Here is a 17,929-nt window from a genome sequence, read left to right on the forward strand (position 1 = left end):
ATATCAGTGTAGAAGATTTCAAAATGTTTTCTGAAGAATGCATGAGAACGATGCGTACTCTTTGGGACTCTTTTAAATCATCTGGAAACATAGAATGGAGAGAATTCGCAGCACGAAAGATTGGAGATGCCAGATTGGGGAATGATGATATTCTTACTCGGTTGACAAGTAAGAAGCTTTCATCATTGGCACATGGTAAGTAGCCATCGTTTTTTGTAAAATACAATATGACAGCCTGCAATGTCTTCACTATACAATAAAAAACCGCTTGCCGTGTTAATCGCAACAAAACAGCGCAAGGGAAAATTGACTTCCCGAAGCCTGCCTTCCATCAATCAACAGACCAAAAAACCGGACGTTGTCGTTATTGTTCAGGATAACCAATCAGATGATTTGACCGAACTTGTCACGATATCCTCACAATACCTTTCAGAGATTGAAGACGTGGTTGTTCTGAAAAATGTCAGAACAGCTGGGGTCGCGGGTGCATGGAATAGCGGGCTGGACTGGATAAGAGGACGATTTCAGGACTCCTATGTCGCTATCATAGACGATGATGACACCTGGGATGACGATCATATAGAATGCTGTTTGGATGTGGCATGCTCCAATGGACAAAGATCTGCAGATGTTGTGGTCAGCGGCCAGAGATTTATTCTGAACGGTGTTGAACAGCAGGTTGAACCTGTTTCCGAGCTTTGCTGGAAATACTTTTTATTCGACAATCCCGGTTGGCGGGGATCGAATACCTTCATGAGTATTAACTTTCTCTATCACGTTGGGGGATTTGATGAAGCGTTGGTGAGTTCCCATGATCGGGATCTTGCCATACGTGTCTTAAAACATTCTGGGCTTGATATAAGGTATACAGGAAAATTCACCTCGACCTGGTTTCTTGACACAAACGGGGATCAACTGAGCTGCAGAATGAACCCGTTGAAAGCTAAAAGTGTTTACGACTTCTGGAATAAATACGGTGGAATCATGTCCGATTACCAGGCGTCACAATACTGGGATAGGGCTGATAGGCTGTTTGGGGTAAAGCGTGGATCATAGAAGGCCGCACGGGCATTTTACCAGGCCGGGAAGGGTGCGTAAACGCTTTGTCATGTACTGGCGAATGTACTTTTATCTCAAGTCAGTTTACCGGCATGTGAGGATAGGAAAACTGCCGACTCTATGGCTCGGACCGCAATATCAACGAAGTCGGGAACGAATCGAGATTGATATCACCTATGCATGCAATCTCCATTGTTTGAACTGTAACCGTTCGGTAAAGCAGGCACCGACTGCCATGGAGATGTCACTTGATCAGATTGGTTCATTTGTAAGGCAGTCCATTACAAAACAAAAGAAGTGGAAAACCATACGGGTATTGGGTGGAGAACCGACACTTCATAGTCAGTTTTTTTCTGTGATTGATTGTCTGGATCGTTACAGAAGTTATAACCCGGACTGTTTAATCGAGGTGGTCAGTAATGGTTATGGAAAAACCGTTCAAAGAAGGCTTGATTCATTACCAGGCTGGGTTGCGGTAGAAAACAGTTACAAAAAATCAAATGTCCAGACAGCATTTGCACCGTTCAATATGGCCCCATTGGATGAGGTGCGATACAGGCATTCAGATTATAGAAATGGTTGCATCATTGCTGCAGAGTGCGGAATGGGGCTTGGGCCGGGGGGATATTATCCGTGTGCCATTGCGGCGGGGATAGACAGAATAACAGGGTGGGGAATTGGCCGGAAAGATCTGCCTGAGGACAATGATTCGATGACAGATCTTATGGCTCGTTTTTGCGGTTTATGCGGACGATTTCATGATGGGCATTTTGTGCCGTTCAATTTGAGGCCGTCGTTGAACGAAGAGCAGATATCACCCACATGGAAACGGTTGTATGATGAGTGGGAAAAAAGGAAACGTGAGGATCATTTCTGGTGATGCCCAAAAGGTCCGTTTGTGTACATGGCTGATTGGGATATGTATGCGTTCAACCGATCATTTGAAGCAGGCATTCATTGAAAAGGTTGATCAACTTTTAAATCTGCACAAGGAGTTTGGTCTTCTTTTTCTTGAGGATGGTGAGAGCCCAGGCCAACGGGAAGAGCTTCACCAATTGACTTCAAGACGCTGGGTGCATGGGGCTGCATTATCCGGCACCTCTTGGAAGGCAAGAAACAATCTTCTTGATTGGGTTGATTCGGAATTCGTAAGCTGTGAATGGATCGGGCGTTTGGATGCCGATGATGTTATCTATGATTTAGACTATTTGAACAGTGTGAAAAACGTTGATATCAGTGAAAATACAACATGGATGCTTGCGGGTAACCGTCAAATCCACAATGGGATCTGCCTACGTCTGAACAGAGCCGTCAAAAAATTGCTTGACCCTTTATACCTGGATGAACGGCTGGTGGCCATGGCGGAGGGTAACACGAATACGGAATTGCCTTCGTGCAACTTGTGGCTTCGCCGGGGGAGTGGATATCGATATCCCAGAGAAGAGAGTGCTGAAGATCACTGGCTTTTGGCCCAGTTGCTTCTTGAGTATCCAGAAAAGGGACTGGTTCACGAGGATTGGTTCTGGGTTGATTATTGTCTGGATGGAGATCTCTCAAGGATAAATGGGGAGGCCGGAAGGGCTCTTGAGAGCCGATTGCGATTGAAGGACTGGGTGAAGGAATGGTGCAGGAAAAACGTTTTGATATGTTGATGAAAAATTATCCTGGAATAGAAGGCCTTCATTTAATCGGCTGGGGTAAAGAAGGGGTCGTTTTCCAAAAAAACGATACTGTGATTAAAATCTTTGACGGTTGGACTTCGAGTCAGCAGGATCAAATTCTTCCATTGCTTCAAGATGCCGTTGCCTCGTTTGCATCCTTTGATTTTACATGGGTTCCCGATGATTTAAAATTATTCCATGAGTCAGGATATTGGCAGATCAGTTATTTCATGCCGGAGAGTGACCCCTATCAGGGTGGGTATGAAAAATCTCTGATAGAGATGATAAACGATCTGAAACGTATGAACTGGCTTTACCTGGGGTATAGAAGGAATTCATTCAGAATAACAGGAGAACGCCTGATATTGACCGACTGGGGAATGGATTTTCAATATCTTGATGGATACTCACTGAGGGAAAATGCATGGCGGGCATGGGCGATGATCAATGAAAACCATTGCTCTTCAATTTGTGAAAACAATCGGGGCTTTAATGCTTTTTTAAAAGAGATTGGCTGTTTTGAATCGTTTACGTATTAAGATTGATAAACCGGTCAGTGTGCTGATAAAGACCTGCCCCCAGGATTCAGGTATTGTACATGACCAGCTGAACCATATTTTATCTTTTCTTGGAACAGATCCACGGTATCAGGAAATATCGGTCGTGGTTGATCCGCCTCGGGCAACATACCTGCGTCAATACAGTTCTGGTGATGAAGACACGTTGATTCGTGTGCTCAATACATTTTTAAACAATGGGAGAATAACCCGATGGATGATGGGGCCAAAGGCTGATACTGACTCTGCAGTTGCAACCAATCAGAATTGGTTTGCCATAGAGGAAGGTGTGACGCACACGAAAACCGGTATTCCTGTGACCACTCAGTTGTGGGCTTTTGATCAGATGCGGGAGAGCCTCATCTTTCAACTCGACATAGATACTCTGTTTTTCACCAGAGATCATAGCCATGACTGGCTCGGGGATATGCTTTTCGCCCTCCAGGAAAACGATCGTGCGATAAGTGTGGGGTTTAATATTCTGAAACAAAATTGGGAATATAAATCGTATCATGCCCCCGAGGGTGAGTACAAACCTGAGGTTCGATGTGCTTTGATCGATGTTGAAGGAATGCGTCGCCTTTGTCCTTTACCCAATGGTGTTGATGAAGATGGCTGGTCGCAAGGCTGGTATCACGCCGTTCATCAGCAGCAGAAAAAGACTGGAACTGTTTCCCTTCGTGGTGGTGATGGCCGTACGGGTTATATCCATCCGAATAATGCATTGAAAATAGATGAAGGCAATTTGCCTCTGGTTCGAAGCAAAATTGAAACATGTCAATTCCCTCTTGCGCAGATTGAACATTGGGACGTGATTGAGGATATGAATCTATGGAGTGCAGCAGGAAATGATCCGGTCTCCCATGTGATATATCCGGAAGGACACTTAACTCTTCCATTGACCCGTCTTATAAATGATGGCGGGCTTGTTGTATTACGGCATTCATACAAACAGGAAGACTACGATGATACCTATGGCGATAGTGATAGAGGACTGAGTGATTATGGGAAGTCTCGTGCGGGCCACTGGGCTCGGTATTTGAAGAACAATGTTGATATGATTTGGTCGTCTCCCATTAAACGATGTTTGGATACATCAGAGATACTGGCCCATGGAAATCAGGCTTCTTTAAAGATAACTCCGGTGCTTTTGGGACCAAGAATATATCGCAAGGACGAATGGGGAAAACTAAAAAGAAAGATCGGGTGGTCTCGTTTAGTGACAAAGTGGTTGAAGGGAGAAGTGTCTGGCTCAATTGTTCAGTCTTATAATGAATGGAAAGCATCCAAGGAATTCTCTGATTTTATAAAGATGGCATCGTGTTATGAAAAACAGCTCTTTGTCACACAGGGTATCGTCTGTCAGGCACTTTGTTATCTGGCATACGGTGTCATTGAATTTACCGGAACGGGTTTGAGCGGATTTCATATAGACCATGACGTTTTGCAGAGGCTTAGATGATACACAGGCCGACACGCTATAAACCCAATCCTTTACGAATAGAAATCGATATTACATATGCCTGTAATCTCCACTGTTACCAATGTGACAGATCCTGCTCACAGCTTCCTTCTTCAATGATGATGGATCTGGATACAATAGAACGATTTCTTTCCGAGAGTACAAAACAACAACGATGGTGGGAAAGTATTCGTATCCTTGGTGGTGAACCAACACTTCATCCAGGTTTGGAACAAATGGTTGGCATGATCGAGGCGTGGTGTCAGGCGTATTCCCCGGAATGCAGCCGTTATGTTGTTTCAAATGGTTATGGCACAAATGCCAGAAAGGTGTTGGCCCGGCTTCCGGGCAACTGGATATATACTGGCTCCTTTAAAGATGAAAGGTATGTGGCCCATTTTGAACCATTCAATAAAGCTCCCATAGATTATGATGCATGGAAAAATGAAGATTTTACGAAGGGCTGTTGGATCTGTTCAGACTGTGGTTCAGGTTTAACACCCTTGGGATACTTCCCATGTGCAGTGTCAGGCGGAATCGAACGCGTATTTAGACAAGGGCTGGGGTTTCGAAGCTTGCCGCCTGAACATTGTAATATGGATGATATATTGGAAAGATCATGCCGGTATTGTGGTCATTTCTTTAATGATATTTACGCTAAACGGACTGAACGATTTGTTGGTGATCCCGATTTTATGACAAAAAGCTGGAAACAGGCATATAGTCACGCATGGGATTCAAAATCATCATAGAGTTTTTTCAGAGAAGTATGGCTTATCGCGATGCCATGCTGGTTCTGAAAATATTCGGATATTTTTCGCCAACTGATAAGGTTCAACCTCATTTCATAGAGCTCTTTGATGTGCTGATCTGTAATTTTGTCCTTGATTGAATTTTTCCTTCTGGAAATTAAATCAATCCCATCATTTTTAATACTGTATCTGTTGTTGTCTTTGAGGCGCTGAAAAAAGATTTCATTAATTGCAATCAAAAAACACGAGTGGTGGAATTCAGGGATTCTTTCTTTGATGCAATGGTGCTTTTCAGCAGAGGAAATGGCCATTTTTTTTCATGAATCCTGATACGATTAGGTTCAGGACATTTGTAATAAATGGAAACCAGTTGCTTCCGCTGACCGTGTGCCATTTTTGTCAGAGAGGAGATGTAATCGTCCTGAGGGGCGCTACCCTGATTGCCGTCCATTGCTGGTGTAAAGAACCTTTGGATGTATGCAGGGCTGACTTTCAGTTTATGATATCTCTTTAAATATTTCGAAATTTTAGCCCAGCTAAGGCCTTGCTCTCGTAAATCAAAGATTAAAGAACCCCGGAGGGGGAGGATGATCAATTCAACCCGCATAAAAGATCTGTTCGACCACATTACCCTGTGGAAAAAAGGCGGCCAGCGGGCGCCCCACAAGCCGCTTTTACTTTTGATTGCCCTGGCTCACTGCATTCAGGAAAAGGATCGGTTTATCAGCTTTGCCGATATTTATGACCCCCTGAAACAGGTGTTGATGGAGTTCGGTCCGACCCGAAAAATCTACCATCCCGAGTATCCCTTCTGGCGGCTTCAGAATGACGGCATCTGGGAATTGACCAACACCGAGCATGTCGCTGGTCGGCCGGGCAAAAGCGATGCAAGAAAAGGGGAGCTGATCACATACAATGTGCAGGGTGGTTTCAACAAAGACATTTACGATTATCTTGTGTCCCACAAAGAAGAAATCCCGGAGATCGCGCTGTCCATCCTGGAGAAAAATTTTCCGGCATCCATCCACGAAGACATCCTTCAGGCGGTGGGGCTTGACCTGGATTTTGCCGAACAGATCAAACGAACGCGTGATCCCAATTTCAGGGACAAGATTTTGAATGCCTATGAATACCGATGCGCGGTCTGCGGTTTCAATGTGCGTGTCGGAACGTCCCTTGTAGCCCTTGAGGCCGCCCATATCAAATGGCATCAGGCCGGTGGGCCTGATGTGGAAAAAAATGGCGTTGCTCTCTGTTCCCTGCATCACAAGCTGTTCGACCGCGGTGCCTTTACCCTGTCCGACACCATGAAAATCATCGTTTCCGATCGGGCTCATGGCAGCAGCGGCTTTGACGAATGGCTCATGGCCTATCACGGCAAAGAACTCAGGCGACCGCAACGGCCGTCCTTTTTCCCCGAACCTCACTTTGTCACCTGGCATGTCAACGAAGTGTTTCAGGGATATGGACGGCATTGTGCCTGATCTTGACCAGGCCTTGAAAAGCCTATCGTCACCGTTGCCGCTTATTTCTAATCTGCGCAATCTGCGGATTTACCAAATAACATCAACCGGATATTTGTTGAAGAAGGCATCGCTTATTATCACCGGCAATTGTTCGGAGATTGGATTGGGCTTGTGATCAATCCAACGGTTCCTTTTCAATGTTGCAGAGCAATGCAGAGTGGGGCCAGCTTCCGATTTCCGGGCTGCAGAATTCCGGGTCGTCCGGGCAGAGTATGTTGGCGTTGGACTCAAGCGCCCCGAACGGGTCCGGAAGTTTCTGGTCACGCTCGGGGAACCACCAGCCGTGCTGAACATCCACCATGTCCTGTCGGATGCTGTCCGATAGCCGGACCCGCTGGCGTATTTTCCCAAGGGGGGTCGATATGACGGCCCAGTCTCCGGGCTCGAGCTTGAGTTTTGCCGCGGTCTCCGGATGGATCGTAACAAGCGGGTCGGGATTTTTTGTGCGGGCTTTTTCGATCTGCCGCTGTTCGGAATGGTACATGGGCATGAAACGGCTGCCGGTAATGAGAATAAAGGGATAGTCCCGGGAAGGTTCAGGGCTGCTCGAAGGGCCGCACACGGGTTCCCGGTAAACGGGAAGGGGAGAAAGACCCAAATCCTCAAAAATCGAGGACCGAAGTTCCACTTTACCGGAAGGCGTACCAAAACCGTACTTCTCGTAGCCCTTGAATTCTCTTTTGCCGAAAATCCCGTACTGATCGGACAGCTGTTTGAAGGTCAGTCCCACGGGCTCAAGGCAGTAATCGTAGACCTTTTCCACGGTTTCCCAGGGCCAGTGTTCTTCCTGTCCCAGGCGAATGCCGAGACCCCGGTAGAAATCGTAGCTGTTGCGGCGTTCATAAAGGGGGTCAATCCCCTGGGTACAGGCCATGCAGAAACCGCCGGTCAGCCAGATTTCGGGCTGTTCCACGGTGGATGAGGCCGGGAAAACATAATCGGCCAGAGCGGCCGACGGTGTCATGAAATAGTCCATGACCACATAAAGCTCGAGTTTTGTGAGGGCCTCATACACCCGTTTGGTGTTGGGAAAGGAAAGAAGGGGATTGCTTGCAAGCGAAATGGCCGCCGTCACAGGATAGGGCTTTCCGGTGATGACGGCATCCATAACGTCTTTGGCATGGGCCATGTTGGAATGCCAGGCTTCCGGGGCCATCACTCGGCCATGGGGGAGTTTGTGGTTGGCGGCAAGGTTCTTTTCCCAGCCGGGGAATCCGAAAAAGGGATAACGGTCCGCACCCAGCTGTTTGTCTCTCTGGCTCCGGGGGATGACGTCGTTGATCTCCAGATGCTCCCAGTCGCGGACCTTGCCGACAGGCTCGGCAATGCTGAAATTTTCGCCGCCGGGGACCTCCAGGTTTCCGGTAATGGCCCGTAAAATAGCCCGTGCCCGGGCGCACTGGGTGGAGTTGATGCCCTGCTTGTCCAGTCCGTAACCCCAGGGGATAAGGGCCGGCTTGCTGGTGGCGTACATGCGTGCGGCCTGAACGATAAGATCCCTGGGAACGCCGGTGATGTCGGATACCTTTTCAGGGGTGTAGGGGGCGGCAGCCTTTTTGAGATCGTCAAAACCCACGGTCCAGTTTTCCACAAAATCATGGTCGTACAGGTCTTCGTCGATGATCAGGCGAATCCAGCCCAGCATCAGGGCCACGTCCGTTCCCGGACGAACCTGGAGCCACAGGTCTGCCGTTTCGGCTTCTCTGGTGCGCCTGGGATCGATGGTGATCAGTTTTGCCCCTTCCTTTTTGGCATGGAGCAGTTGGGCGTAGGCAAAGGTGGGTTCGGAATTGGACGGGTTGTTGCCCCAGTTTACGATACACTCGGCACCCATCCTCGGTCCCATCACCATGCCGCCATAGGTCGCATATTCCGTGGCGTAACTCGGACACATGCAGATGTTGTTCACGCCGCAGGTATTGGGTGATCCGAACAGATTGAAAAAACGGCGGCAGTCCCAGTGGTAGGTCCGTTTGGTTCCGTGTGTGAACGCCAGGGTTTCGGCCCCGTAACGGTCGTTGAGTGTCGAGAGTTTTTCGGCCACCTCATCCAAAGCCTGGTCCCATGAAATTTTTTGCCACTGTCCTCCGCCTTTTTCTCCCACCCGTTTTAAAGGATGGTTCAGGCGGTCCGGGTGATGGACATGATCCGGCATCAATCGTCCCCGCTCGCAGATGACGCCCCGGTTGATGGGATGGTCCGGGTCGCCGGTCACTTTCACGATCCTGCCGTTTTCGATGTGCAGCAATGTCCCGCAACGCGGATGGCACAGGCCGCAATAGCTTTTTTTGATTTCGGCCATATAAAACCCTCCTTCATGGTGGTTGACGTTGAAACGATAATCTAGTCGATCTCCCCCCAGGCCTTTGCACTTCGGTTTACTTTTTTGCGGACCACGCTCCAGTTTTTACCGACATTGAACATGGATTCGGGCAATGCCTTGAGCATTTTTTCATACAGGGCCAAAGGCACGGTAAAGGTCAATTCATCGTACTTCATGAATTTTCTGGCTGAAGGATCAAAACCGCCAAGCACGGCTCGTTCCAAGCCCTTTCCCTGATAGTAAAGCGGCCAGGCAAGGATGTTGGTGCATCCGGCTCCAAACGGGGAGGCCACGGATTCTACATCGCCCGTGGTGAACATCGTCTGGGTGAAAAGGCCGGTCAATACTTCAGGACGGGCGAAAAAGATGACAAATTCCGGTTTCTCGTCACCTGAAAAATGAGACAGGGGCTTGAAGATACAATATTTCGCGGGTGCCTTGCGGGGGTTGACGGTGTCAAGGAACGTTCTCATGGCTTCAGGGGAGGGCAGGTATCGCTCGCCATGGATGGGTGTCCCTTCAAAACCCGTGGTGACATAATGTTCGATGAACCTCAAGTTGGGTTTCATCATGGAACAGTAGAAGACGCCTCCGGGGCACCCGTACTGTTCCGTTGAAATAAAGGCCGCAGACTTTTTTTTCCTGGCCAGCCAGATGTTTCCCATAACGCAGGAAAAGGTTTTCATGACCTCCTGCATGTCCACCTTTCCTTCATCCTCCAGTTCCCGCGTGATGGGGACCCCGGGTTTGGGGCCGTAGGCTTTTTCCGGCAGGGTGTCGGCGTAATACACACCGAAAGGCTCTTCGTCCAATCCCAAAGGCTCTTCGTCCAATCCCAGATGATCGAGAAATATGTGGGTGTCTTCACGTATTGATTGTATTGTCATGCGGCCTCCTGTTTGCCTGTTCGCTGATGCGTATCAATCCCCTTGCACGTTGATATCTTTGTATTTGATCGATGTTGTCGGACCCTTCCTTGTAATCTTATGATTCTTACGGATATAAAATCATCTGGGTACACCGAAACAGGGCGATGGTTTTACCAGTCTCCTTGTGGGTCGCAACGGCATCCCAGACCTGAGTGGTCCTCCCCATATGAACGGCCCTGGCGGTGCACTCAACGGTCCCGTCCCGGGCTGTTCCCAGGTGGTTGGACTTGAGTTCAATGGTGGTAAAGCCCGATGCACCGTCGGGAAGATTGGAGATACATCCGTCTCCACACAAGGTGTCCGCCAGCATAACCACGCTTCCGGCAAACAGAAATCCGTTCGGGGCGATGTTTGAGGGATTGACCTCCATCTCCGCCCGGACTTCCGTTCCGCTCATATGCGTCACAACAATGCCCAGATGACCGGGCAGCTTGTCGGCAAATATTTTATTGAAATACTCTGGAGTTGACATACATGCCTCCGCATTGGGTGATTCGGATATTGTCCATGGTTGAAAACGCATTATACACGAAATCGCCATGCCGCGATGATTTTTCAGAAACATTCTTTGAGGATGTCCAGAATCTCTCCCGCCGTCAGCTTTTTGTATCCGGTTCCCAGAATGAAGGTGGACCCGGCAATTTTCGGCAGCATATCTTCGGTTGCTCCAAGCTCTTTAAGTGAGAGCACGATGCCGCATTCCCTGCAGAATGCCTCAAGCGCGTCAATACCTTCTTTGGCAAGTGTCTCCCTTGATTTTCCCTCAGCGGGAATATCCCAGACTTCGGCTGCAAAACGCGCGAATTTATCAATGCCGCCCGGCATAATGTACCTGTAGTAGGGGAGGGAAATCGCGGCCAGGCCCATGCCGTGGGCACAATCCGTGTATGCCCCGAGCTGGTGCTCGATCATGTGAACCTGCCAGTCCTGTACTTTTGAAAGCCCGGTAATGGTGTTGAGTGCAAGGGTCGCATTCCACATGATGTTGCTGCGCGCCTCGTAATCTTCCGGGTTTTTCAGTGCGACACGGACATTGTCGATGGAGGAACGAAGCAGGGCCTCGATCAGGTAATCCGTGGTATTGGAATCCGTGCCTGTAAAGTACTGCTCCATCAGGTGGGACATGGTGTCAAAGACCCCGCTGACCATCTGGTACTGCGATACCGTATAGGTGTATTCCGGGTTGAGAATGGAAAATCTGGGGTATACGTCCGCTGGAAAAACCCTGCCCGCTTTGATTTTGGTCTCTTCATTCGTAATCACCGACCCGCCGTTCATCTCGGAACCCGTTCCGACCATGGTCAGAATGGATGCAACGGGGACCGTTTTGTTGGACACAGGCTGGTATTGAAGCCAGTACTTTGTAAACGGGTCCTCGTCACAATAGGCGGATACGGATATCCCTTTGGCGCAGTCGATGACCGAACCGCCGCCAACGGCCAGGATCAGGCCGACATCATGTTTACGGACCAACTCGCATCCTTCCTGCATTTTGCTGTACGTGGGATTGGGCATCACGCCCGAGAGTTCGACAGCCTTTTTCCCCGCCTCCTTCAGGATAGCGATAACATTGTCATAGATCCCGTTTTTCTTGATCGCTGCCTTTCCGTAAACCAGAAGGACGGTTTCTCCGTAATGCTCCAATTCCCCTTTAAGGTTTGAAAGCGATTCTTTCCCGAAATAAATGGTCGTGGGATTGTAATAGGTAAAATCTATTTGCATGGTTATTTCCTTTGTTATTTAAGTTGATTGTATTCTTCGTCTGAAACCGGTTCCAGCCATTCGTTGGAGCCGCCTTCAGAAGGCACTTCAATGGCCACGTGGGCGAACCAGCTGTCTTTGGCCGCTCCGTGCCAATGCACGGTTTCCGGCGGGATGTTGACCACATCACCGGGAAGGAGCGCCCTGGCCGGTTTTCCCGCTTCCTGGTACCAGCCGCGCCCGGCGGTGGCCAGGAGGATCTGGCCGCCTTTGTGATGGATATGCCGGAAGTTGCGGCAACCCGGCTCAAAGGTGACGTTGGCGACGATGACGCCTTTCAGGGAAAGCATGTTCAAATAACTTGTTCCTGTAAAATAGCGGGCATAAGCTTCGTTCTTATCTCCTTTCGGAAAGATGCTTTCTCCGGTGAAGAAGAGATTCAGGAAAAAAAGAACAACCCGGAATGGAAAGCAAGACGCTGGGTGGTTGAAGTAAGCCATTCATGGTTCAATCGGTTTCGAAAAATTCTGGTCCGCTATGAAAAACTTAAGGATACCTATTTGGCACTGCTGCATATGGCAGCTGCAATTAGGCAGGGGCTATTTACGGATAAGATCTAAGTCGGGCATCTCCCGAACCAACCCTCACATCACACATCACCAGGGACAAACGCAAATAAAATGATCATCTAAAGTGCGAAAGCGGCCATGGCCGTTAAAATTCAGACTCATTCACAGGCCTTAGGGTCTTCGTTTTCACAAAAATTCAGACGTTCAGACGCACGTATCCCGGGAAATGACGGTTGGCAGGACTGTGTGTCGATCGAAGGGCGTCAGGAAAAACGTTGCAGGGGTCTACGCCCTGAGACGTTTTTCCTGATTCCTTGTTTCTGGTTTTATCGGATTGACGCGCACGAAAACGTTCCTTGCTTTAAACGGATGGGATGTCATCGGTCAGAAGTCTTGCCCCATGAATCACCGCCAAGACATCGATCTGGCTTTTTTTGATTCGGTAAATAATGCGGTAGGGCCGCTCGATCAACTCACGGATATCTTCTGCATCATACTCTGGAACCTTGCGGCCCGATGTCGGCTGATCGACGATCTGTTGGGACCTCCGGGTGATCCGATCTACCATCTGTTTGGCGTACATGGGCGAGTTCAGAGAAATGTAATCATGGATGTTGGTCAAGTGGTCAATGGCATTGTCGGTCCATCGAATGTTCATGCGTTCAACCCGAACTTTTTGCGTACATCCTTGACATCCGTTGTCCGTCCTTCGTCACTGTCCTTGATACCGGCTTCAATCGTCTGTCTGACATAAATTTGATACATCAGATCCTCCCATGTCGCAGAATCCGGCAGTTTATCCAGAAGTTGGTGTGCTTTTTGTTTGATGGTATCCGTCTGCATGTCATCTCTCCTTTACCGAACGGCTTCCTTGCCGACGATAAGCCCTTTCATTCGTTGTTTTTTACCGTTTTTTAGTGAATGCTGTTTTTTACACTATAGGGATTAAATCTTCGTCCAAAGACCGTTCCAGTCCTGAAAAAGACTTTCAAAGAATGTAAACCCTCCTTCTCACATTTTTTTAAAAATGTAACACCTTTGAGGCCGTTTGCCAAATCCTAACCTCAGAGAACATGACTGTGATCAGGAATTTTGAACAACGCCTAAAACAGGTAAAAAAACTGCCGCCTTGTCGTGCGGACGCAACGATCCACACATACACATTGAAAAAATAAATCCTTACGCCAAATTGTTTTGATAAAAAAACCACTTCGGGTCAATCTCGGGTCATCCGGGGACCATGCAACGGACTCCGGCCCTTGGTTTTAAAGGATTTTTGCCGGGTTAGTTCCTGTCTTTTCTGGAAATGTGCTGAAAACGTGGGTGGGTAAGCGGTTTTGGGGGTTTTGGGAAAATTTCGATAAATATGCTGTAAAAATAACAAAAGCCTAAAACGCAAGGTAGTCGTGCGTTTTAGGCTTTATTTTTATGGCGCGCCCGGAGGGATTCGAACCCCCGGCCTACGGATTCGAAGTCCGGCGCTCTATCCAGCTGAGCTACGGGCGCCTTGGATTTTTTAATGGGGTGAGCGACGGGGCTCGAACCCGCGACGACCGGAACCACAATCCGGTGCTCTACCGACTGAACTACGCTCACCATAAAAAAGAACACAGGCTATTTAGCAGATAAAATCACGGTTGACAAGGGATTTTATCCGGGGGGTTTTAAAATCTGAGAACGATTTCGATTTGGTTTTCGATCTACATCTGAAATTCTCACGGAGGCCTTTTTTGCTTTTCTTCGTGGCTTTGTGTCTCCGTGAGAAACCAGAAAAGACCGTCCCCTTCGGGGAAGCTGGTTTAAGAACTCTCACAGAGGCACAAAGCCACGGAGAGGGTGCCGTGGGCTCAAGCGGTGTGTTTCTTTCCGGCTTTGAGGGTTTGTTTAAGTCGGCAGGATTGATCTGAGATCAATCCACTGAGATTCTCACGGAAACCGTTTTTGCTTTTCTTCGTGGCCCTTCGTGCACTTCAGTGAGTGCAGCGAGCGAGTGGTCAATAAACAGGGGCATGCCCGGCTCTTTGTGAACCCAATATTTCTTGATAGTCTCGTAAAAAGTAAGTTTTTGGACGGCTTCGTAAAATGTTCGAGATCAAGGCTTGCGAATCCCGAGGAATGAGGCGTACTTAGGGTACACCCCAGTGACGAGGGATGACGCGTAACGAAGATATCGGACTTTTTACGGAGCCGTCATTTCTTAATAAGAATAAGGGGCATGTGATTGCCCTGCTTTGGGATACCGGATGCCTTGACAGGGAAGCGGATTTTGATTATCTACAGGCATCGACACCATCATGATCCACCCTTAAACGCTCTGGAGACACCGATGTTTTTTATTTCCGACTGGTATATCCTGCCGCTGGCCTTTCTGCTGGACTTTCTGCTGGGTGATCCCCGGTGGCTGCCCCATCCGGTGCGATGGATGGGACGGGCCATTGAACGGTTTGAACCGGTTTTCAGGCGCAGGTTTCCCGATGCCCGGCGGGCAGGGCTTTTGTTCGCCCTGTCGCTGATCGTTTCTACCTTATTAATATGCGGGCTGAGTCTGTTGCTGGCTCGGGCGGTTCATCCCGCTCTGGGGGCGGTCGTTGAAATCGTGATGATCTATTATTCGATTTCGGCCTTTTCCCTGCGCCGGGAGGCGCTGGGGGTAATGGCGGCCCTTTCGGGTTCCGGTTTGGATGGGGCCAAGGCACGGCTGGCCATGATCGTGGGCAGGGATGTGGAGCCTCTGGATGAAGAGGGCGTGCGCCGGGCGACCCTTGAAACGGTTGCTGAAAATTTTGTGGACGGCGTGCTGTCTCCGCTTTTCTTTGCAGGGATCGGCGGTGCGCCCCTTGCCCTTACGTATAAAATGATCAACACCCTGGACTCCATGGTGGGATACAAGGATGACACCTACGCCGATTTCGGGCGGGCGTCGGCCCGGATCGATGATCTGGCCAACTATGTTCCGGCCCGGCTCGCCGTGCCCGTTGTGGCGGCGGCCGTCTTTTTGAAAAAAGGAAACTGGAAACAGGCCTGGACCACGGCCATGCGGGATGGACACCGGCACAGCAGCCCCAATGCGGGCTTTCCCGAAGCCGCCTTTGCCGGCGCCCTTACCGTCCGCCTGGGCGGCCCCAATCTCTATGGCGGGGTTTTGGTGGACAAACCCTATATCGGCGACGGGTTCGGACCCGTTGGCGAAGATCACGTCAACGCGGCCTGTGATCTGCTGGTCGTGTCATCGGCGCTGTCCGTGTTTGTCGCCATGACCCTGGCCCATCTGGTCGGCATGCTTTAAGGACCCGCCATGGAAACCTTGAATCAGTCCTTTAAAAACAGCTACCTTTTCAAACTGGGAACCACCTCGTTCATCTATCCGGATCTTTACGCGGAAAATGTCCGGCGTCTTGCCCCCTTTCTCGATGAGATCGAACTGCTTCTCTTCGAAAGCCGTGAGCCGGGCAGTCTGCCCGACGCCTGGGAGCTTGAGCAGCTCACCCGGCTCCGGCAGCAGGGGGAGGTCAGCTACAATATCCATATGCCCACCGATGTGGATGCCGGTTCGCCGGACCCGGCCGAGCGGGATCTGGCCATTGAAACCTATCGAAAGATCGTCGATCTGACCCGGCCGCTGAACCCGTCGACCCTGACCATCCATCTGCCGTACGATCCGGACCGGGGCGGGGGCGTGGACGGCTGGCTGGCCGATGCGAGAGATTCCTTTGTTCGTCTTCTGGGTCATGGACTTGAACCCCGGCTGATTTCCCTTGAGACCCTGGATTACCCCATCGACCTGCTGAAACCGCTGATCGAGGATCTCGATCTGTCCGTCTGCCTCGATGTGGGGCATGTGATCCTTCAGGGACTGGATCCGCTGACCGTCTATGAAACCTGGAAAAACCGGATTTCCATCATCCATCTTCACGCGGTGGAGCGGGGCATGGATCACCAGAGCCTGGACCGGATGCCGCCCGCCGGATTCGCACAGGTGAGGACCATGCTCGAAGACTTTACCGGAACCCTTTCCATCGAAGTGTTTTCCCTGGACAAGCTCAAGCGCTCGCTGGATTATTTCAGGGCCGCACTGTGAAAACGGTACGAGCTTTTTTCGCGGTCTTTTCATGGAGGCCGCTTCATTTTGAGGAACTAAGCCATGTCATCCACGAATGCGGTCCGAAAATATCTGATCGGCATCTGTCTGGTCATCAACCTGATCATTCTTTCCGTTTTCCTGGGGTTCTATCTGAGGACGGACGCCATGTTCCATCAGCAGATGGTCAATACGGGGCGCGCCTTTTTCGAGGGCATTGTCATCACCCGCACATGGATGGCCGCCCATCAGGGGATCTATGTCCCCATGAAACCGGGCGACACGGTCAATCCCTACCTTGAGGTCATTCCCGGGCTGAAGGCGGTGATCGAGGATACGGACGGGGTGACGTACATGCTGAAAAACCCGGCCCTGGCCACCCGTGAGATTTCTGAAATCGCAGACCGGGAGGGGTTGTTCCGGTTTCATATCACCAGCCTTGACCCGATCAATCCCAAAAACGCCCCCGATGCGTTCGAGCGTGAAGCGATGACAGCTTTCGAAAACGGCTCCCAAGAAGAAAGTGTTTACGAAAAAACCCCCACCGGCAAGGTTTTTCGCTACATGGCGCCCCTGGTTACGGAATCCGTCTGCCTGACATGCCACGGCTACCAGGGCTACAAGACGGGAGATGTGCGCGGGGGAATCAGCGTGACCCTGCCGACCCAGTCGATCATGGCAGATATGAAGTTCAACCGGATTTACCTGTTTTTGTCGGTTCTTGGGGTCATTGTCATTATCGTTCTTCTGATTTATTTCATCTCCCGTTATTTCATCCGTGATCTGGAACGGGCTGAAAAACGACTGATCGACATGGCGGCCACCGACCACCTGACGGGCCTTTTGAACCGACGTGAAGGGTTCAAACGGCTTACGGAAGAATTTGCCCGGGGCGGGCGATCCAAAACGCCCCTGTGCGTGATGATGCTCGATATTGATCATTTCAAGCCGATCAACGACACTTACGGCCATCTGACGGGGGACCGCGTTCTCAAAACAGTGGCCGCAACCCTCAAAAAAACCGTAAGACTGTCGGATATTGTCTGCCGGTTCGGGGGAGAGGAATTTATGGTCGTCCTGCCTGAAACGTCCCGTGATGACGCCCTGGGGCTGGCCGAACGATTTCGGCGTATGATCGAAAACGTCGACTGCCAAAGCGACGACCGGCGAGCGATTCGCCTGACCATCAGCGCCGGGGTGGCCGTCCGCCGCGGGGATGAAACCGCCGAGCGGCTGATCGACCGGGCGGACCAGGCGTTGTACAAAGCCAAAAACAACGGCAGAAACCGCGTTGAGCCGGCTGACTGAGGAC

19 protein-coding genes, 2 tRNA genes and 1 pseudogene are annotated in these 17,929 nt (G+C 50.1%); 12 read left to right on the forward strand and 10 right to left on the reverse strand.

The window, feature by feature from the left end; translation table 11 throughout:
• The 7 genes from ACYQ11_RS19110 to ACYQ11_RS19140 all read left to right on the forward strand — a co-directional run.
• The coding region (locus ACYQ11_RS19110) for a hypothetical protein (protein ID WP_459925423.1) at positions 1-203 on the forward strand (203 nt) is incomplete at its 5' end.
• Between the two features lie 37 nt (positions 204-240).
• A complete protein-coding gene (locus tag ACYQ11_RS19115; protein ID WP_459925424.1) occupies positions 241-1,056 on the forward strand; it encodes a glycosyltransferase family 2 protein in 816 nt (271 codons plus the stop codon).
• Between the two features lie 64 nt (positions 1,057-1,120).
• Positions 1,121-1,939: a radical SAM protein gene (locus ACYQ11_RS19120; protein ID WP_459925454.1), complete on the forward strand. Its 819-nt coding sequence runs from the start codon at positions 1,121-1,123 to the stop codon at positions 1,937-1,939.
• Positions 1,940-1,982: 43 nt separating this feature from the next.
• Positions 1,983-2,711, forward strand: a complete 729-nt coding sequence (locus ACYQ11_RS19125; RefSeq protein ID WP_459925425.1) for a hypothetical protein — start codon at positions 1,983-1,985, stop codon at positions 2,709-2,711.
• On the forward strand, positions 2,681-3,259 hold the full coding sequence (locus ACYQ11_RS19130) for a hypothetical protein (RefSeq protein WP_459925426.1): 579 nt from the start codon (positions 2,681-2,683) through the stop codon (positions 3,257-3,259). Before ACYQ11_RS19125 ends, ACYQ11_RS19130 begins: the two co-directional genes overlap by 31 nt.
• Complete coding sequence (locus tag ACYQ11_RS19135; RefSeq protein ID WP_459925427.1) at positions 3,240-4,739, forward strand: histidine phosphatase family protein; 1,500 nt, start codon at positions 3,240-3,242, stop codon at positions 4,737-4,739. The genes ACYQ11_RS19130 and ACYQ11_RS19135 overlap by 20 nt, the downstream gene beginning before the upstream one ends.
• 116 nt (positions 4,740-4,855) lie before the next feature.
• Positions 4,856-5,491, forward strand: a complete 636-nt coding sequence (locus ACYQ11_RS19140) for a hypothetical protein (RefSeq protein ID WP_459925428.1) — start codon at positions 4,856-4,858, stop codon at positions 5,489-5,491.
• Here ACYQ11_RS19140 and ACYQ11_RS19145 read toward each other — a convergent pair.
• Positions 5,464-5,802: a hypothetical protein gene (locus ACYQ11_RS19145; protein ID WP_459925429.1), complete on the reverse strand. Its 339-nt coding sequence runs from the start codon at positions 5,800-5,802 to the stop codon at positions 5,464-5,466. The two genes, ACYQ11_RS19140 and ACYQ11_RS19145, sit on opposite strands and share 28 nt — an antisense overlap.
• A gap of 279 nt (positions 5,803-6,081) precedes the next feature.
• On the opposite strand from ACYQ11_RS19145, the gene ACYQ11_RS19150 reads away from it, so the two are divergent.
• Complete coding sequence (locus tag ACYQ11_RS19150) at positions 6,082-6,975, forward strand: phosphorothioated DNA-binding restriction endonuclease (protein WP_459925455.1); 894 nt, start codon at positions 6,082-6,084, stop codon at positions 6,973-6,975.
• 157 nt (positions 6,976-7,132) lie between these two features.
• Here ACYQ11_RS19150 and ACYQ11_RS19155 read toward each other — a convergent pair whose 3' ends face one another.
• The 5 genes from ACYQ11_RS19155 to ACYQ11_RS19175 all read right to left on the reverse strand — a co-directional run bounded on the left by ACYQ11_RS19155 (position 7,133) and on the right by ACYQ11_RS19175 (position 12,470).
• Positions 7,133-9,319 (reverse strand): molybdopterin-containing oxidoreductase family protein, encoded by a 2,187-nt coding sequence (locus tag ACYQ11_RS19155; RefSeq protein WP_459925430.1) that lies wholly within the window; start codon positions 9,317-9,319, stop codon positions 7,133-7,135.
• 41 nt (positions 9,320-9,360) lie between these two features.
• Positions 9,361-10,227 carry a DUF169 domain-containing protein gene (locus ACYQ11_RS19160; protein WP_459925431.1) on the reverse strand — a complete coding sequence of 289 codons (867 nt, stop codon included), beginning with the start codon at positions 10,225-10,227 and terminating at the stop codon, positions 9,361-9,363.
• 106 nt (positions 10,228-10,333) lie between these two features.
• Positions 10,334-10,741, reverse strand: coding sequence for a PaaI family thioesterase (locus ACYQ11_RS19165; protein WP_459925432.1), 408 nt, complete (start codon positions 10,739-10,741; stop codon positions 10,334-10,336).
• An 83-nt stretch (positions 10,742-10,824) separates the two neighbouring features.
• Positions 10,825-11,991, reverse strand: coding sequence for an iron-containing alcohol dehydrogenase (locus tag ACYQ11_RS19170; protein ID WP_459925433.1), 1,167 nt, complete (start codon positions 11,989-11,991; stop codon positions 10,825-10,827).
• 14 nt (positions 11,992-12,005) lie between these two features.
• On the reverse strand, positions 12,006-12,470 hold the full coding sequence (locus ACYQ11_RS19175) for a cupin domain-containing protein (RefSeq protein ID WP_459925434.1): 465 nt from the start codon (positions 12,468-12,470) through the stop codon (positions 12,006-12,008).
• Here ACYQ11_RS19175 and ACYQ11_RS19180 point away from each other — a divergent pair.
• Positions 12,429-12,590: pseudogene (locus tag ACYQ11_RS19180) on the forward strand (transposase); the annotation flags it as partial. The gene ACYQ11_RS19175 and the pseudogene ACYQ11_RS19180 sit on opposite strands and share 42 nt — an antisense overlap.
• Before the next feature lie 310 nt (positions 12,591-12,900).
• Here ACYQ11_RS19180 and ACYQ11_RS19185 read toward each other — a convergent pair.
• The 4 genes from ACYQ11_RS19185 to ACYQ11_RS19200 all read right to left on the reverse strand — a co-directional run bounded on the left by ACYQ11_RS19185 (position 12,901) and on the right by ACYQ11_RS19200 (position 14,135).
• Positions 12,901-13,197 (reverse strand): type II toxin-antitoxin system RelE/ParE family toxin, encoded by a 297-nt coding sequence (locus ACYQ11_RS19185; RefSeq protein WP_459925435.1) that lies wholly within the window; start codon positions 13,195-13,197, stop codon positions 12,901-12,903.
• Positions 13,194-13,382: a hypothetical protein gene (locus ACYQ11_RS19190; RefSeq protein ID WP_459925436.1), complete on the reverse strand. Its 189-nt coding sequence runs from the start codon at positions 13,380-13,382 to the stop codon at positions 13,194-13,196. Before ACYQ11_RS19190 ends, ACYQ11_RS19185 begins: the two co-directional genes overlap by 4 nt.
• A gap of 586 nt (positions 13,383-13,968) precedes the next feature.
• Positions 13,969-14,045 (reverse strand) — tRNA-Arg (locus ACYQ11_RS19195).
• 14 nt (positions 14,046-14,059) lie between these two features.
• A tRNA-His gene (locus tag ACYQ11_RS19200) sits at positions 14,060-14,135 on the reverse strand.
• A 730-nt stretch (positions 14,136-14,865) separates the two neighbouring features.
• Between ACYQ11_RS19200 and cbiB the strand changes: the two genes are divergently transcribed.
• The 3 genes from cbiB to ACYQ11_RS19215 all read left to right on the forward strand — a co-directional run bounded on the left by cbiB (position 14,866) and on the right by ACYQ11_RS19215 (position 17,925).
• Positions 14,866-15,825: an adenosylcobinamide-phosphate synthase CbiB gene (gene cbiB, locus ACYQ11_RS19205; RefSeq protein ID WP_459925437.1), complete on the forward strand. Its 960-nt coding sequence runs from the start codon at positions 14,866-14,868 to the stop codon at positions 15,823-15,825.
• Between the two features lie 9 nt (positions 15,826-15,834).
• Complete coding sequence (gene cbiR / locus ACYQ11_RS19210; protein WP_459925438.1) at positions 15,835-16,617, forward strand: cobamide remodeling phosphodiesterase CbiR; 783 nt, start codon at positions 15,835-15,837, stop codon at positions 16,615-16,617.
• A gap of 63 nt (positions 16,618-16,680) precedes the next feature.
• Positions 16,681-17,925 (forward strand): diguanylate cyclase, encoded by a 1,245-nt coding sequence (locus ACYQ11_RS19215; protein ID WP_459925439.1) that lies wholly within the window; start codon positions 16,681-16,683, stop codon positions 17,923-17,925.
• The last annotated feature ends 4 nt before the right edge of the window (positions 17,926-17,929 follow it).

This window comes from Desulfatiferula olefinivorans, assembly GCF_054657895.1.

What these genes read in the sequence shown, in the direction of transcription:
- ACYQ11_RS19115 (WP_459925424.1), top strand. Translation starts at nt 241, where the DNA reads ATGTCTTCACTATACAATAAAAAACCGCTTGCCGTGTTAATCGCAACA.
- ACYQ11_RS19120 (WP_459925454.1), top strand. Translation starts at nt 1,121, where the DNA reads ATGTACTTTTATCTCAAGTCAGTTTACCGGCATGTGAGGATAGGAAAA.
- ACYQ11_RS19125 (WP_459925425.1), top strand. Translation starts at nt 1,983, where the DNA reads ATGCGTTCAACCGATCATTTGAAGCAGGCATTCATTGAAAAGGTTGAT.
- ACYQ11_RS19130 (WP_459925426.1), top strand. Translation starts at nt 2,681, where the DNA reads ATGGTGCAGGAAAAACGTTTTGATATGTTGATGAAAAATTATCCTGGA.
- ACYQ11_RS19140 (WP_459925428.1), top strand. Translation starts at nt 4,856, where the DNA reads ATGATGATGGATCTGGATACAATAGAACGATTTCTTTCCGAGAGTACA.
- ACYQ11_RS19145 (WP_459925429.1), bottom strand. Translation starts at nt 5,802, where the DNA reads ATGGCCATTTCCTCTGCTGAAAAGCACCATTGCATCAAAGAAAGAATC.
- ACYQ11_RS19155 (WP_459925430.1), bottom strand. Translation starts at nt 9,319, where the DNA reads ATGGCCGAAATCAAAAAAAGCTATTGCGGCCTGTGCCATCCGCGTTGC.
- ACYQ11_RS19160 (WP_459925431.1), bottom strand. Translation starts at nt 10,227, where the DNA reads ATGACAATACAATCAATACGTGAAGACACCCACATATTTCTCGATCAT.
- ACYQ11_RS19165 (WP_459925432.1), bottom strand. Translation starts at nt 10,741, where the DNA reads ATGTCAACTCCAGAGTATTTCAATAAAATATTTGCCGACAAGCTGCCC.
- ACYQ11_RS19170 (WP_459925433.1), bottom strand. Translation starts at nt 11,991, where the DNA reads ATGCAAATAGATTTTACCTATTACAATCCCACGACCATTTATTTCGGG.
- ACYQ11_RS19175 (WP_459925434.1), bottom strand. Translation starts at nt 12,470, where the DNA reads ATGGCTTACTTCAACCACCCAGCGTCTTGCTTTCCATTCCGGGTTGTT.
- ACYQ11_RS19185 (WP_459925435.1), bottom strand. Translation starts at nt 13,197, where the DNA reads ATGAACATTCGATGGACCGACAATGCCATTGACCACTTGACCAACATC.
- ACYQ11_RS19190 (WP_459925436.1), bottom strand. Translation starts at nt 13,382, where the DNA reads ATGCAGACGGATACCATCAAACAAAAAGCACACCAACTTCTGGATAAA.
- cbiB (WP_459925437.1), top strand. Translation starts at nt 14,866, where the DNA reads ATGTTTTTTATTTCCGACTGGTATATCCTGCCGCTGGCCTTTCTGCTG.
- cbiR (WP_459925438.1), top strand. Translation starts at nt 15,835, where the DNA reads ATGGAAACCTTGAATCAGTCCTTTAAAAACAGCTACCTTTTCAAACTG.
- ACYQ11_RS19215 (WP_459925439.1), top strand. Translation starts at nt 16,681, where the DNA reads ATGTCATCCACGAATGCGGTCCGAAAATATCTGATCGGCATCTGTCTG.